At 35.1% G+C, this 14,036-nt stretch carries 13 protein-coding genes and 1 other RNA gene; 10 read left to right on the forward strand and 4 right to left on the reverse strand.

The annotated features are described in order from the left end of the window. The first annotated feature begins 106 nt into the window (after positions 1 to 106). The 5 genes from dinG to nth all read left to right on the forward strand — a co-directional run bounded on the left by dinG (position 107) and on the right by nth (position 6,399). The gene (gene dinG / locus CAR_RS05240) at positions 107 to 2,929 is read left to right on the forward strand and encodes an ATP-dependent DNA helicase DinG (protein WP_013710675.1); all 2,823 of its coding nucleotides are present in this window, start codon (positions 107 to 109) and stop codon (positions 2,927 to 2,929) included. Positions 2,930 to 3,050: 121 nt separating this feature from the next. Next, positions 3,051 to 3,527 carry a cell wall elongation regulator TseB-like domain-containing protein gene (locus CAR_RS05245; protein WP_041556259.1) on the forward strand — a complete coding sequence of 159 codons (477 nt, stop codon included), beginning with the start codon at positions 3,051 to 3,053 and terminating at the stop codon, positions 3,525 to 3,527. Positions 3,528 to 3,628: 101 nt separating this feature from the next. Beyond that, the gene (gene asnS / locus CAR_RS05250) at positions 3,629 to 4,927 is read left to right on the forward strand and encodes an asparagine--tRNA ligase (protein WP_013710677.1); all 1,299 of its coding nucleotides are present in this window, start codon (positions 3,629 to 3,631) and stop codon (positions 4,925 to 4,927) included. Positions 4,928 to 5,029: 102 nt separating this feature from the next. Further along, on the forward strand, positions 5,030 to 5,746 hold the full coding sequence (locus CAR_RS05255) for a DnaD domain-containing protein (RefSeq protein WP_013710678.1): 717 nt from the start codon (positions 5,030 to 5,032) through the stop codon (positions 5,744 to 5,746). A 14-nt stretch (positions 5,747 to 5,760) separates the two neighbouring features. Further along, positions 5,761 to 6,399 (forward strand): endonuclease III, encoded by a 639-nt coding sequence (gene nth / locus CAR_RS05260; RefSeq protein WP_013710679.1) that lies wholly within the window; start codon positions 5,761 to 5,763, stop codon positions 6,397 to 6,399. Positions 6,400 to 6,473: 74 nt separating this feature from the next. Here nth and CAR_RS05265 read toward each other — a convergent pair whose 3' ends face one another. Then, a complete protein-coding gene (locus CAR_RS05265) occupies positions 6,474 to 9,083 on the reverse strand; it encodes a PBP1A family penicillin-binding protein (RefSeq protein ID WP_013710680.1) in 2,610 nt (869 codons plus the stop codon). Positions 9,084 to 9,153: 70 nt separating this feature from the next. Then, entirely contained in the window at positions 9,154 to 9,795 is a 642-nt protein-coding gene (recU, locus tag CAR_RS05270; RefSeq protein ID WP_041556261.1) for a Holliday junction resolvase RecU, read from the reverse strand. A gap of 71 nt (positions 9,796 to 9,866) precedes the next feature. Between recU and CAR_RS05275 the strand changes: the two genes are divergently transcribed. The 4 genes from CAR_RS05275 to CAR_RS05285 all read left to right on the forward strand — a co-directional run bounded on the left by CAR_RS05275 (position 9,867) and on the right by CAR_RS05285 (position 12,565). Next, a complete protein-coding gene (locus tag CAR_RS05275; protein ID WP_013710682.1) occupies positions 9,867 to 10,409 on the forward strand; it encodes a DUF1273 domain-containing protein in 543 nt (180 codons plus the stop codon). Positions 10,410 to 10,569: 160 nt separating this feature from the next. After that, positions 10,570 to 10,902 carry a cell division regulator GpsB gene (gene gpsB, locus CAR_RS05280; RefSeq protein WP_013710683.1) on the forward strand — a complete coding sequence of 111 codons (333 nt, stop codon included), beginning with the start codon at positions 10,570 to 10,572 and terminating at the stop codon, positions 10,900 to 10,902. A 54-nt stretch (positions 10,903 to 10,956) separates the two neighbouring features. Further along, an RNA gene (gene rnpB / locus CAR_RS12915) (RNase P RNA component class B) lies at positions 10,957 to 11,332 on the forward strand. A gap of 78 nt (positions 11,333 to 11,410) precedes the next feature. Continuing rightward, positions 11,411 to 12,565: a THUMP domain-containing class I SAM-dependent RNA methyltransferase gene (locus tag CAR_RS05285; protein ID WP_148229439.1), complete on the forward strand. Its 1,155-nt coding sequence runs from the start codon at positions 11,411 to 11,413 to the stop codon at positions 12,563 to 12,565. 57 nt (positions 12,566 to 12,622) lie between these two features. Here the strand turns inward: CAR_RS05285 and CAR_RS05290 are convergent, their stop codons facing one another. Then, on the reverse strand, positions 12,623 to 13,030 hold the full coding sequence (locus CAR_RS05290) for a ribonuclease HI family protein (protein ID WP_013710685.1): 408 nt from the start codon (positions 13,028 to 13,030) through the stop codon (positions 12,623 to 12,625). Between the two features lie 86 nt (positions 13,031 to 13,116). On the opposite strand from CAR_RS05290, the gene CAR_RS05295 reads away from it, so the two are divergent. Further along, positions 13,117 to 13,479, forward strand: coding sequence for an EbsA family protein (locus CAR_RS05295; protein WP_013710686.1), 363 nt, complete (start codon positions 13,117 to 13,119; stop codon positions 13,477 to 13,479). A gap of 160 nt (positions 13,480 to 13,639) precedes the next feature. On the opposite strand, the gene CAR_RS05300 is transcribed toward CAR_RS05295, so the two are convergent. Next, the gene (locus tag CAR_RS05300) at positions 13,640 to 13,846 is read right to left on the reverse strand and encodes a cold-shock protein (protein ID WP_013710687.1); all 207 of its coding nucleotides are present in this window, start codon (positions 13,844 to 13,846) and stop codon (positions 13,640 to 13,642) included. Positions 13,847 to 14,036 lie beyond the last annotated feature (190 nt).

Genomic DNA, 14,036 nt, shown 5'->3' on the forward strand with positions numbered 1-14,036 from the left:
GACTCAAGAAAAAATGGCTGAATTCCCATTTTTTCTTGAGCTTTTTTTGTTTTTTTTAAAGCTTCATAGTATGATGGTAAAGAAAATACTATGTCTAAAGAATTAGGTGAATAAATTGAACCATAAAGATACATATGCTGTAGTGGATATTGAAACAACAGGCGGTAATGTAACCAGTGGGGACCGTATGATTCAATTTGGTTGTGTCTTAATAGAAGACGATAAAATTGTTCATCGTTTCGCAACAACGGTTAACCCTTTAACAAGTATCCCAAAACAAATAGAGCATTTGACGGGTCTTTCGAATAAATCAGTTGCCTTAGCACCATATTTTGAAGATGTTGCAGCAACCATTTATAATTTATTGGAAGATTGCATTATCGTCGCACACAATATTCAATTTGATTATATTTTTCTTTCAGGAGAATTGCAGCGTTGTGGAATGCCAGCGTTGAAGAATAAAGGAATAGATACTGTTGAACTAGCACAAATTCTATTGCCTACTGAATCAAGTTACCGGCTAAATGATTTAGTCAGCAAATTTAATATTGAACACACTAATCCGCATCAAGCAGATAGCGATGCAGCAGTTACTGCAGAACTTTTTCTTGAATTAAAAAATAAACTAAAAGAATTGCCTTTAGTTACTGTAGAAAAAATGGTTGAAATTTCTGAGCACCTTACTATGGAAACATCTTATTTCTTTGAAAATTTCTTAGCTGAAATGAAGCAGGAGCGATTACCGCTCTCTGAATCTATTATGATTAAAAATGGGTTAGCAATAAAGATAAAGAAACCTATTTTTGAACAAAAAACTTACCGTGAAGAGGTAAGTTACCCAACAACTGTAGCGAAGAAGGAACAGTTATTTCAGACGAAGTTGACAACCAGAAACCAACAAATCAAAATGATGGATGCTGTGTTTAATTATTTTACTACTAATGAAAAGGGTCATTTTGCAATTGAAGCTGCTACAGGAGTAGGTAAGACTCTGGGTTATTTATTGCCGTTAGCTTATATTGCAACGGTTGAAGAACCAGTAGTCATCAGTACGTATACTACATTATTACAAAAACAACTATTAGAAAAAGATATTGTTCAATTAAATACGATTTTGCCTTTTATGGTACAAGCGGCCATTTTAAAAAGCAAAAATCATTACATTCACTTAACGAAGTTTCAAGAAGTATTAAGAGACCCTATAGAGCAAAAAGTGGAAGCTATTTATAAAATGAAGCTATTGACTTGGTTGACTGAAACAGAGACCGGAGACTTGGATGAGTTGAATTTAACCAATTACAATCATATATTTTGGAGTAAAATTCGTCATCGTGGTTGGTTGACGAAACCTGAAGAAGATTTGTGGCATAATGAAGATTTTTATTTGCATGCCCAACAAAAAATCAAGCATGCCAGTGTGATTATTACGAACCATTCTTTTTTATGTCATGATTTAAACCGTAAAGAAAAAGAGTTGCCAACGATTGGCAAACTGATTGTTGATGAAGCCCAACATTTGCCAGATGTAGCAACAGAAGCTTCTAGCGAAATTTTTGGTTATTACGGTATACAGCAATTAATAAAACTCATCGGTCGTAAATCTGATGAGAAGAGTTTTTTAGGTAGGCTAAGTCAACTCACACAACAGCTTCCTGAAATGGACCGTTCTCATATAGAAAATATGGAGTTGAACCTACTTTCATTAGAGGATGAATTATCCGATTTTATTCACCAACTGCTTATGTACTGTAAAAACACTACAGCCAACAAGCTTTACGAACAAGAACAAATAGATATTCAATTTAACAGAGAAACCAGCTGGAATTTGGCGTTAAAAAAAGCGTCAAAGAATGTTTTGACATTGATGAATGAAATCAATTATTTAGGGCTTGAATTAGTCAACCATGGATTAAATGAAAAACATCAATTAACCCAAAGAGAACGCTATTTACTTGAAGATTTTTTTGATGTATTGACGAAATTTGAAAATCAAAAAGATATTTTTTATGCTGTTTTTCAAAAAAATGAAGATAATGAAGTGACTTGGTTTTCATATAAAGAAAAAAGTCCTAAGAACACTTTCACTATTAAGCGTTCAAAAGTAGACAGCAGTAAGTTTTTAAAAGAAAAATTACTAGACCATACGCCCTTTATTTTGTACACAGGTGCCACATTAGAAATTAGCGGTTCGTTCAGTTATTTTGAAGCGCAGCTAGGAGAATCACAGTTAAGGGAATTAGTTATTGATTCGCCATATGATTACAAGGAACAAGCCAGACTGTGGATTCCTAAAGAGCTTAAACCCATAAAGGCATTATCGAAGAAAGATTATGTCCAAATGATCGTAGAACAAGTAGAAAACATTATTGAACATTCCATTGAAAATACGATGGTTTTATTTAATTCTTACGAGATGTTACAAGAAGTATATTTTTCACTTCAACAAAAACCTTCAGTTTCTGGACGAGAGTTATTAGCACAAGGTTTTTCCGGCAGTCGGGAACGTATGTTAAAACGTTTCTTTAGGTCTACAGGAGGCATCCTCTTAGGAGCAGACAGTTTTTGGGAAGGCGTTGATTTGCCTGGAAAATCGTTAAGTGTGATTGTCATTACTCGATTGCCTTTTGAATCTCCAGACAGACCCTTTGTTAAAGCCAAACATCGCTATTTAGAACAAAAACATTTAAATCCATTTACCATCGATTCACTGCCAAAAGCAACCTTGCGTTTAAAACAAGGTTTGGGAAGACTCATTCGTTCTGAGAATGATAAAGGTATTATGATTGTACTGGATAATCGTTTGATCCAAACAAGCTATGGCAAACAGATTTTAGCTGCACTACCTAAAGAATTACCTATCGAAGAAGTACCAACAAAAAATATCGGTGAAAAATTGCGTCATTTTTTAAATGTAGAAGAAAAAAAATGAACTAAACGGCCAAATTTTATAATAGAATGTTCAGTAAAAATAATGGTTTTCTGTTATAATAAACTATTAAAAGCAATAGATGAAAGAAGAAAAAAAGAATAAACTAAAAGTAGGGATACTTATGAAAAAAGGAATAATAATCACTTCAGCAATTGTCATGAGTGTGATACTTGTCTGCTCAATTACTCTTTTATTGATTAGTCAAGATCCAATAAAAAAAGCAGAAAAAGAGACGATTGCCATTGCAAAAGAATCTGCTGGTCTAGTGAAAGCAACTGATTTTTATTGGTACAATCGTGATAAGACCTATTTTTCAGTTTCGGGATTGAACGAATCTGATGAAGAAATTATGGTAATAGTAGCTAAAGATGGTGGAGCCACAACGGTTTTGAATCAAGATGAATTTATTACCGAACAACAAGCTAAAGCATTAACACGCGAAGATAAAGGCGCAGTTGACATTCTTGAAGCTCGTATCGGCCTTGATGGTGAAACACCTATTTGGGAGATTTCTTACAAACAAGAGAACGGAAGACTAGGTTATTATGTTTTGACCGCTAAATCTGGCAAATGGGTAAGCGATATTGAAAATATTTAAAGTTTCTTAAAAAAGACCGTTATAGAGTACGTTTTTCTTGTATAATAATCAAGGCAGTAAAAATAAGTAACCATCAAAATTTATTTAAAGGAGTTTTAACTGTGGAACATATTACAATTATAGAATCCAAAAATCATGTTGGAGAAGAAGTAGAGATCGGAGCTTGGGTAGCGAATAAACGTTCAAGTGGTAAGATCGCATTTTTACAATTACGTGATGGTTCTGGATTTTTTCAAGGAATCGTAGTAAAAAGTGAAGTTGAAGAAGAAGTTTTCCAATTAGCGAAATCATTGAATCAAGAAACTTCTATTCTATTAACCGGTGTTATTCAAGAAGATGCACGTTCAAAATTCGGTTATGAAATTGCCGTGAAATCAATCAAAGTAATCGGTGAAAGCCATGATTATCCCATTACTCCAAAAGAACATGGGACAGAATTTTTAATGGATCACCGTCATTTATGGCTACGTTCTTCAAAACAACATGCGATTATGCGTATTCGTAATGAGATTATCCGTGCTACTTATAATTTCTTCAATGAAGAAGGATTCATCAAGGTCGATCCACCAATCTTAACAGCAAATGCTGCGGAAGATTCAACAGAATTATTCCATACAGAATATTTTGATCAAGAAGCTTTCCTTTCACAAAGTGGTCAATTATATATGGAAGCAGCTGCAATGGCATTTGGGAAAGTCTTTTCTTTTGGTCCTACTTTTAGAGCAGAAAAATCGAAGACGCGTCGTCATTTAATTGAATTTTGGATGATTGAACCTGAGATGGCTTTTATGGATCATGAGCAAAGTTTAGAAGTACAAGAAAAATATGTTGCTTATTTGATTCAAAGTGTTCTTGATAATTGTGATGATGCATTAAATACATTAGAACGCGACAAAGAAGTGTTGAAAAAATACACAGAATTGCCTTATCCAAGAATTTCATATGATGATGCAGTAACCTTATTAAATGAAAATGGGTTTGACGATATTACTTGGGGAGATGATTTTGGATCACCTCATGAAACCTTTATTGCAAATCAATACGACAAACCTGTCTTTATTTTAAATTATCCTAAAGCTATAAAAGCTTTCTATATGAAGCCACATCCTGAAAGAGAAGATGTTGTGTTGTGTGCTGATTTAATTGCTCCTGAAGGGTATGGAGAAATAGTTGGTGGAAGTGAACGTGAAGTTGATTTCGACGCATTATCTCAACGAATTAAAGATTTTGGTCTAAAAGAAGAAGATTACGCATGGTACATGGATTTACGTAAATACGGCAGTGTTCCTCATTCAGGATTTGGATTAGGATTAGAACGTACAGTAACATGGATCTGTGGAACAGAGCATATTCGTGAGTCTATTCCGTTCCCTCGCTTAATAAATCGTATCTACCCATAAAAACGAGTACAGCAACTTGAGTCTTTCTAAGTTGCTGTTTTTTAATCGTATAAGACAAAGAAAGATCCCTTTAATTGAGAACAACAAGGAGGATAGAACTCAATGAATAATCACTTATTACAGAAATGGCTGAAAGCAGGAAATACGACGATATCAAATGTCTTGTTAACCCATTATAAAGATCTTGGTTTAAGTAGTGAACAATTGATTTTAGTCTTGCAGTTAAAATCATTTATTGACGCTGGAAATGATTTTCCGGATACAGAAGTTATTTCAAAACGAATGCAAATTTCTTCTTCAGATGTCTTTCAAATGATTCATGAATTAATCAATAAAAAATTGATCATCATTGAAACAGAAAAAAATAATGAAGGAAAAACACGTGATAGCTACCGGTTGGATTTATTATGGGATAAACTGGCAATGGCTATTTCCCAACAAGAAAACCAACAGCGTTTTGAAAAACAGCATTTATCTGAACAAGATCTATTTCAATTATTTGAAGCGGAATTCGGTAGGCCTTTGTCTCCAATAGAAATGCAGACAATAGGGATGTGGTTGGATGAAGATCATTATGCCATTGAGCTAATTGAATTAGCGTTAAGAGAAGCTGTTTTGAATCAAGTATACAGTTTGAAATATGTAGATCGTATCTTACTGAATTGGGAAAGAAAAAATATCCGAACCAAAGATCAAGTTGAAAAAGAAGCGAGTCGTCGCAGAAAAGCAGGCACTAAAACGCAAAATTATTCAGTGTCTAAGGAACCGACTACTAAAGTGCCATTGCACAATTGGTTAAATAATAACGAAAATCCTTAACAAGGGGTGAAAAGATGCTACCTAAAACGCAAACAATTCAAATGATTGAGGCAATGGGAAATTTGTTTCCTCATGCAACTTGCGAACTTGTTCATAAAAATGCTTTTGAATTATTGATTGCTGTTATGTTAAGTGCACAGACCACAGATGTTTCTGTAAATAAAATTACACCAGAACTGTTTCGTAAATACCCTACACCGGAAGCCTTTTTAGATGCGCCTGTAGAAGACATTATGGAACAGTTAAAAACGATTGGTTTATACCGTAATAAAGCAAAATTTATTAAAGGCTGTTGCCGTAAGTTGATTGATGAGTTTAATGGAATGGTCCCAAATAAAAGAAGCGAATTAGAATCTTTACCAGGTGTGGGTAGAAAAACAGCGAACGTTGTCCTGAGTGTGGCATTTAATCTCCCGGCGATTGCTGTGGATACACATGTAGAAAGGGTGACGAAGAGATTGGGTATCTGCCCTCCAAAAGCTACTGTTCGTGAAGTGGAAGAGATCTTGATGCAACAACTACCAAAAGAACTTTGGAGCATTGCGCATCATAGACTAATCTTTTTTGGGCGCTATCAGTGTACGGCAAGAAACCACGATCATGATATTTGTATTCAATTGTTGAAAGAAAATAGCCCTGCAAAAGTACAATAAAAAAACAAGAAGAAGTGTATCGCTTTAGATACGCCTCTTCTTGTTTTTTTTATAAATTTTAAGATAGAAGGAACTTATTCTTCTGGAGCACTGCTACTTGATTCAGAACTACTGCTCGATTCAGAGCTTACAGGTGGAGCACTGCTACTTGATTCAGAACTACTGCTCGATTCAGAACTTTCAGGTGGAGCGCTGCTGCTCGATTCAGAACTACTGCTTGATTCAGAACTTTCGCTGCTTTCTGCCTCAGGTTCTTCCTCAGGTTCCTCCTCTTCAGGTTCCTCTTCTTTAGGTGGGATAAGAACACTCGTTGAAGCCGCAGGGCCTGTTTTATCGCCAGCCTGAACCGCAAGTGTAATAGAGATTTCACCTTCAGGAGGATTTTGTAAAATATAAGAAAGATCATTAGTCGAATACGATTCAGATCCTATTGTTAACAGATAGGATATATCTTTTTCGGAATAAGCATTCCATTTAATCGATAGAGCATCTGCTTCTTCGTCATAGGTAGCAGCTAAGCCTTCCGGTGCATTTAATTCGATTTCTTCACTTTCATCTTCTTCACTTTCTTCTTCAGAGCTGTCAACGGCTACTGCAGTTGGCTCAGTTCCTTTAACAAACAATTCTGTAACAATTTTGTCTGAAGGAGTTTTAGGTCCAGCAAGTTTTGCAGGCATTGAACCTTTTTCAACGGCTACTTCAACAACTGAACTTGGTTTTTCCCAGTCGCTAGATTCAACTGACTCTGAAACATATGACATCAAAGCTTGATAGATTTGCTGAGGTAATAAACGTTCACTGCCTTTATTATCGATTGAGTCAAAGTAATTATCTTTTCCGACCCAAACAGATAATGCATAATTTGTTGTGTAACCTGTATACCATTTATCAGGCACGCCATTTTCTTGGATACCATGTTCAATTTTTTCATCTGGAGTATAGTTTGTCGTACCGGTTTTCCCAGCTTGAGGAATACCGTTCAATCCTACTCTAGAAGAGTTATTACTAGCGACATCTTTTAACATATCTGTGATCATGTAAGCTGTTGATTCTTCCATAGCCTTATTCGATTCAGGTTTCAAACTGATTTCTTCGCCATCGTCTAAAATGATTTTTGAAACCGTGTAAGGTTCAGTGTACGTTCCACCGTTTGCGAACGCAGCATAGGCCGCCGATAAATCAACTGGAGTAATATCTCCAGTAAAAGCATTTGACTCAACTAAAGTCTTTTCTTTAGTATTTAAAGTGGAGGTATCAATGCCAATATTTGTTAAAAACTCATTTGCTTTCTCTCTAGGGACGTCATTGTAAATCTTAGTAGTAGGCACGTTACGTGAATCAACTAGAGCTCTGCGCATACTAATTTGACCTTCATAGTTATTGTCGTAGTTGTTGATAGGAGTCCCATCTTTAAATGTATAGGGTTCATCTACTACTTGTTCATAAGTAGAGTAGTTTAAATACTCTATAGCGGGACCATAAGCTGACAAAGGTTTGATATTCGATCCAACACTTCGTTTTAACTCTGTAGCATAATTGGTTCCTAATTGAACTTCTTGATCACGTGCGCCACCTAGAGCTTTTAATTGCCCAGTGTTGACATCGACTAAAGAAATACCGGTTTGAATGTCTTCATCTTCAATTTGGACGTATTCATCGGAATTCACAATATCGTAAAGACGTTGTTGTGCATCCATATCCAAATTCGTGTGTATGGTCAATCCAGAGGTGTAAGGATCTAAATTGGTTTTTCTCTCAACTTCAGCAAGAACTTCTTTGACATATGGGTCGAACACAAGGTTATTTGTTTCTTCTCCAGAATGGTCGATTAAACCTTCTGAAACATCAACTGATTTAGCTTCTTGGGCTTCTGCAGCCGTAATAGCTTCATTTTCCACCATCATATCTAATACTAAGTTGCGTCGTTTTGTGGCATCGTCTGGATTGGTAAGTGGATTATATGCATTTGGAGCTTGTGGCATTCCAGCAAGTAATGCTGCTTCTGGCAAAGTCAATTCAGCCAACGGTTTACCAAAATAATAATCACTAGCTGTTCCCATTCCATATTGATTGTCGGACATATAGACCTTATTGATATAAAAAGTTAAAATTTGTTCTTTTGAATACTTTTGTTCTAACTGCAAGGATAACCAAGCTTCTTGTGCTTTTCGTTTTAACGTTTGATCTTCCGAGCCTGTTGAGAAAACAGAAAGCTTGATCAACTGTTGTGTAATCGTGCTTCCACCTTCTGAAGCGAAACCATCCGTAATGTTCGCTACCACTGCTCCTGCAATACGGATAGGATCAATACCGATATGGGTATAAAAACGTTGATCCTCAATAGCAACGATTGCATCTTTTAGCACTTGGGGGACATCATTTTCTGATACCAGTTCGCGACTTTCTCCTCCAAGAGTTAAAAATTCATTTCCTTCTGAATCTAGTAATGTTGAGGAAACCGTATCGGTTAAACTGTTTTCTGTGACATCAGGTGCAGAGGATACGTAATAAGCAAATAATCCCATACCGCCAATTACCACTGCTGCTATTAAGGCTAGAATTCCAATAAGAATTTTTTTCCAAAGGGGAGAAGAGGATTTTTTGCTCTTTTTACCTTTTTTTGTATGTTTTGATTTTTGTGCTTGTTTCTTTGACACGCGTGACATTTCTTTTTTTTCTGACATGTTAAATCTACTCCTTAATTCTCAAATTTAATAAGAGAACAAACTATTTCTTTCTTACATGAACGACTATTTATTCTATTGCTAATGTGTTCACATTTTCTAGCTTAGCAATTAGCTGATCCACGACTTTTAAATAGGGAATGCGCGGCGATAGTTCATAATACATTTCATATCCACTCTTTTCAAGTTCTTTTAATGGAATCGATTTTCTCCCATCTTGGTATTGGTTGTTCCAATACTCAATTAAATGACTTGCTTCCAATAAAAAAAGACGCTCACTTGTAGTAAAACGCATGATGACAAAACAAATAGCATGTTGTTCGATGCATTGCTGCATATGAACGATTTGATGGTCATGAAAATTTTTCAAAGGAAAAGAAAGTTTGTTTTTTGTTTCTTTTGCTTCGAAATCCAAATAATAACCTTTATAAACTCCATTGTAGTCGGTTGTAGATGCCTGTCTAAAGTAAGCTTCTTTAATGACAGCTGCACTTCTCTTAGGGTAATCTACTTTTACAATCTGAATAGGGGTAGGCTTTTTATGAATAACAGCATTTCCTTTTGCTAAATAATATTGATTGCTTGCATTAATATCATCTTCTAAGGACATACCTCGCTTACTGAATGAAGTCATCTGTTTGTTTAGTTGCTTTTTTGGTGGAACTTTGTCACTATGGATATAGGTTTTACCATTAGGATATCGTATAGCCAAATGAAATCACACTCCTAAGGTTCATTATATCAAAGAACGGCCTTTAAAGAAAAGGAGAATCAAATGAGTTTATGAGAAACTTATATATTAGCGGATATCGGACATTTGAACTTGGTGTATTTAAGGATGATGATCCGAAAGTAGCAGTAATAAAGAAATGTTTGAAACAAGAAATTAGTCAGTTTATTGAAGAAGGAATTGAATGGGTTCTAACAAGTGCGCAGTTTGGCACAGAACAATGGGCTATTGAAGTTGTAAATGATTTGAAAAAAGAGTACCCAAACATTAAAGTGGGCATTATTTTTCCATTTTTAGAGTTTGGTTCAAATTGGAACGAAAAGAACCAAAGTAAGTTGATGGAGTTGAAAAAATTAGCAGACTATGTTGAGGCAACTTCTCACCAAACGTATCAAGATCCATCCCAACTAAAGAACCATCAAGCGTTTCTATTAGATCATTGTCAAGCAGCACTATTGGTATATGACCCTGAATTTGAAGGGAAAACTAAGTTTGTTTATCAAGCAATAAAAAAGAAACAAGAAACATCGGAATTCGAATTGCGATTGATAGATGTTGACCAATTACAAAATAGTAGTATAGAAGAAGAGTACTAATTGAGTGATTTAATTTTATGAAAATAGTTCTTTTATGTAGTTTATTTTTGCAAGAGCAATATAAATGTAAAAATAAGTTTTTATTTCTCATAATCTTTGTTATAATGAGAAATAAGAACAATGTTTTGTTAGAAGATGAAGCAAACAAAGAGGTGTAAACATGGCAAATAGAGCATTAACAACAAAAGACATTCTTCAAAAAGAATTTAAAACAAATATGCGCGGTTACAGCCCAACTGAGGTAGATGAATACTTAGATGAAGTGATTCGTGATTATGAATCCTACAATAAAGAGATCACTCAATTAAAAGCTGAAAATGATCGTTTATTAAGTAAAATTGATGAGTTAACAAAACAAGCTTCAATTGGTAAACCTAGCTATTCTTCTCAACCAAATAGTACAGTGACTAATTTTGATATCCTAAAACGTCTATCTAATTTAGAACGTCATGTCTTTGGATCAAAATTAGATGAAACAGAAGATGAACTTTAATCAGTATATTCTTAAAATGAATCAAAAATGATTCGCACATAAAACACATTTGTAAATTTCGGGTAATTGCGGTTTAGCTTGACTAAACTGAGGAAAGTCCATGCTCGCACAAGCTGCGATGCTTGTAGTGTTCGTGCCTGGCGAAATCATAAGCCAGGGCCTCTATTTAAGTATAGAGAGACGGCAGAAAAAAGAGCTAAGGTTGTAAAACTATGCTTGAGTATTCTTGAAAGTGCCACAGTGACGAAGCAATACGGGAAACGGTATTGGTGGAACGCGGTAAACCCCTCGAGCGAGCAACCCAAACTTTGGTAGGGGCACTTTTCCTAGGGAATTGAACCGATGGAAGAGGCAGTAATTGCAGACAGATAATTACCTCCGGATAAAACAGACCTGACTTTTTATCTGAGACAGAACATGGCTTACAGAAATTTACAAATTCAGGTATAGAACCCTCCTTTTTGGAGGGTTTTATATTTATGTAAAGAAATTGAAAAGAATTGGAGAAATTAATTATATGAAAACATTTCAACTTGTTGCAACGGCAGCCAGCGGAATAGAAGCATTGGTAGGAAAAGAAATCAAAGCATTAGGCTATGATTGCCAAGTAGAGAACGGTAAAGTCTTTTTTGAAGGAACTGAAAAAGATATAGCTAAAACAAATCTTTGGTTAAGAACGGCTGATCGTGTCAAAATTATCGTTGGCGAATTTGATGCATATGAATTTGATGAGTTATTTGAAAAAACAAAAGCATTGCCTTGGGAAGATTTATTGCCAATGGATGCTAATTTTCCTGTAGCTGGAAAATCTATAAAATCAAAGTTGTACAGTGTGTCGGATTGTCAAGCGATTGTAAAAAAAGCAATTGTTAATCGTTTGAGCGAAGTTTATCATCGTAATACACGTTTACCTGAAACAGGTGCTTTGTATCAACTTGAAGTAGCTTTATTGAAAGATAAAGTTACTCTAACACTAGATACTACAGGGCCAAGTTTATTCAAACGTGGATACCGTTCTGCTAAAGGTGGGGCACCGTTAAAAGAAAATATGGCTGCTGCGCTGGTTCAACTGACTAATTGGCGTAAAGACCGTCCTTTCTATGATCCAGTTTGTGGGTCAGGAACGATCGTCATTGAAGCAGCACTGATTGGACATAATATTGCACCTGGTTCTAATCGATCATTTAGCTGCGAAGAGTGGGAATGGTTTGATCAAAGCGTTTTTGAAGAAGTTCGCACTGAAGCAGAAGCTGCAGTAGATCATGATATCGAACTGGATATTATGGGCTCAGATATTGATGGCACTATGATTGAAATTGCGAAAGAAAATGCGAATGAAGCTGGAGTAGGAAGCAGTATTACCTTCAAACAAATGCAAGTAGCTGATTTTACGACGGAAAAAGAATACGGTGTAATCTTGGCTAATCCTCCATATGGAGAACGATTAGGTGAAGAAAATGAAGTTCACTACTTGTACAAACAAATGGGACAAGTTTATCGTCCGCTAAAAACATGGAGCAAATACATCATTACAAGTGATTTAGCTTTTGAAACCTTCTATGGTGAAAGAGCTACTAAGAAGCGTAAATTGTATAATGGAGCTTTAAGAACGGACTTATTCCAATTTTGGGGCGAACGTCCTCCTAGAGCACCTCGCGCATAAATAAAATAAGAAATAAAAAAACTAACCCTCATAAGAAAAGTTTTTTTCTTATGAGGGTTAGTTTTTTAAAAGTAATTTCTGCAAGGCTTGTCTCGCTAACTGATCGGCTCCTTTATTTTGAGATTGCGGAATCCACTGAACAAAAAATAAAGGAAAGTGACGGAGTTTTTCTTTAATAAGGACGAGATAGACTTGGAACATATCTTTTTTCACGTAATTCTTTTTAATTGCAGATGCTACTAATTTACTATCCATATACATCATTAAAGTCTCATCTGTTAGTTGATGATCAATTAAGTAATCAAGTCCCTTTATAACTGCTTCAAATTCAGCTTCGTGGTTACTCATTTCTTTATCAAGTGGAATAGATAATTGTTCATATCTGTTTTCGGCACTGACAACAATCCCTACACCGCTAGGTCCAGGATTGTTTTTTGTAGAAGCGTCTGTGTATATTTTTATCATATTCCGTTCATTTCCTTTCGTTTAAATGGGTTTTTAAGTTGGGGTATGTTAGACTAACATTACTTTCGTATAAGGAGCGCAACGTATTGGATGAGAATTCTAGAGTAAAATTTTCCCTTTCATTAGAACCAGCTTTTCAAGTTATTTATTGGTCAATTTGCTGGTTACTATTTTTTTCGCTACTTATTGTAGCTTTGGAAACACAAACGTTTAATTTAATACTGATTTTCTTGGCGATCCTTGTTGGAATACTTATATTTTATGGCTTAGGTTCTACTCTACGGATAAAAAACAACAGTTTGAAAGTTAGTTATTATAGAGGAATCCGCAACAAGTGTATTCCAATAAATGAAATAAAAAAAATAACCTTTTCTGCTAAAAGAGAAGTTAGTTTATTTTTAAATCAAGATAAAGTAGTTCATATTTATTTAAACAAAAAAACAAAATGAAATTTTATGAGTATCTAAAAAAGAATGCACCTTTGATTTTTTTAGAAGAGAAAAATCAGTGGGACGAGTTCTCTAAATTTGAATAAGAAAAACGATACGCCTAAAGGTGTATCGTTTTTTTAGGTGTTTTTAAAAAATCACTCTAATTAAAAGGGTGCGGTTAGTCAACAACGATAACCTTAGTTGCTTGAGGGCCTCTTGCACCTTCTAAAATTTCAAAAGAAACATGTTGTCCGCTGCTTAACGATTTAAAGTCTTCTCCATTATCGATTCCTGTAAAGTGAATAAAAATGTCTTCAGTTTCGTTGTATTCAATGAATCCGTAACCCTTTTCATTACTGAACCATTTGACTGTTCCTTGTTCCATCTACGACACCCTCCCCTAATAAGCTGTTCAAGTAGAATCGAGTCAATTTTCTTAACAGAAATATAAGAAAGGACCTAATGCTATTATAGGAATAAACGCTACATTCGTCAATGATGTATGGTTCAAAAATAGAGTACGCAAATAGTTCACTTATTTGGATAAAATACGCTAAACTACAGGCAGGAGGTTG

Origin of the sequence: Carnobacterium sp. 17-4 (assembly GCF_000195575.1) — a bacterium.
In the GTDB taxonomy this organism is placed as follows: Bacteria; Bacillota; Bacilli; order Lactobacillales; family Carnobacteriaceae; genus Carnobacterium_B.

What these genes read in the sequence shown, in the direction of transcription:
- CAR_RS05275 (WP_013710682.1), top strand. Translation starts at nt 9,867, where the DNA reads ATGAGAAACTTATATATTAGCGGATATCGGACATTTGAACTTGGTGTA.
- gpsB (WP_013710683.1), top strand. Translation starts at nt 10,570, where the DNA reads ATGGCAAATAGAGCATTAACAACAAAAGACATTCTTCAAAAAGAATTT.
- CAR_RS05290 (WP_013710685.1), bottom strand. Translation starts at nt 13,030, where the DNA reads ATGATAAAAATATACACAGACGCTTCTACAAAAAACAATCCTGGACCT.
- CAR_RS05265 (WP_013710680.1), bottom strand. Translation starts at nt 9,083, where the DNA reads ATGTCAGAAAAAAAAGAAATGTCACGCGTGTCAAAGAAACAAGCACAA.
- CAR_RS05300 (WP_013710687.1), bottom strand. Translation starts at nt 13,846, where the DNA reads ATGGAACAAGGAACAGTCAAATGGTTCAGTAATGAAAAGGGTTACGGA.
- CAR_RS05245 (WP_041556259.1), top strand. Translation starts at nt 3,051, where the DNA reads ATGAAAAAAGGAATAATAATCACTTCAGCAATTGTCATGAGTGTGATA.
- nth (WP_013710679.1), top strand. Translation starts at nt 5,761, where the DNA reads ATGCTACCTAAAACGCAAACAATTCAAATGATTGAGGCAATGGGAAAT.
- CAR_RS05255 (WP_013710678.1), top strand. Translation starts at nt 5,030, where the DNA reads ATGAATAATCACTTATTACAGAAATGGCTGAAAGCAGGAAATACGACG.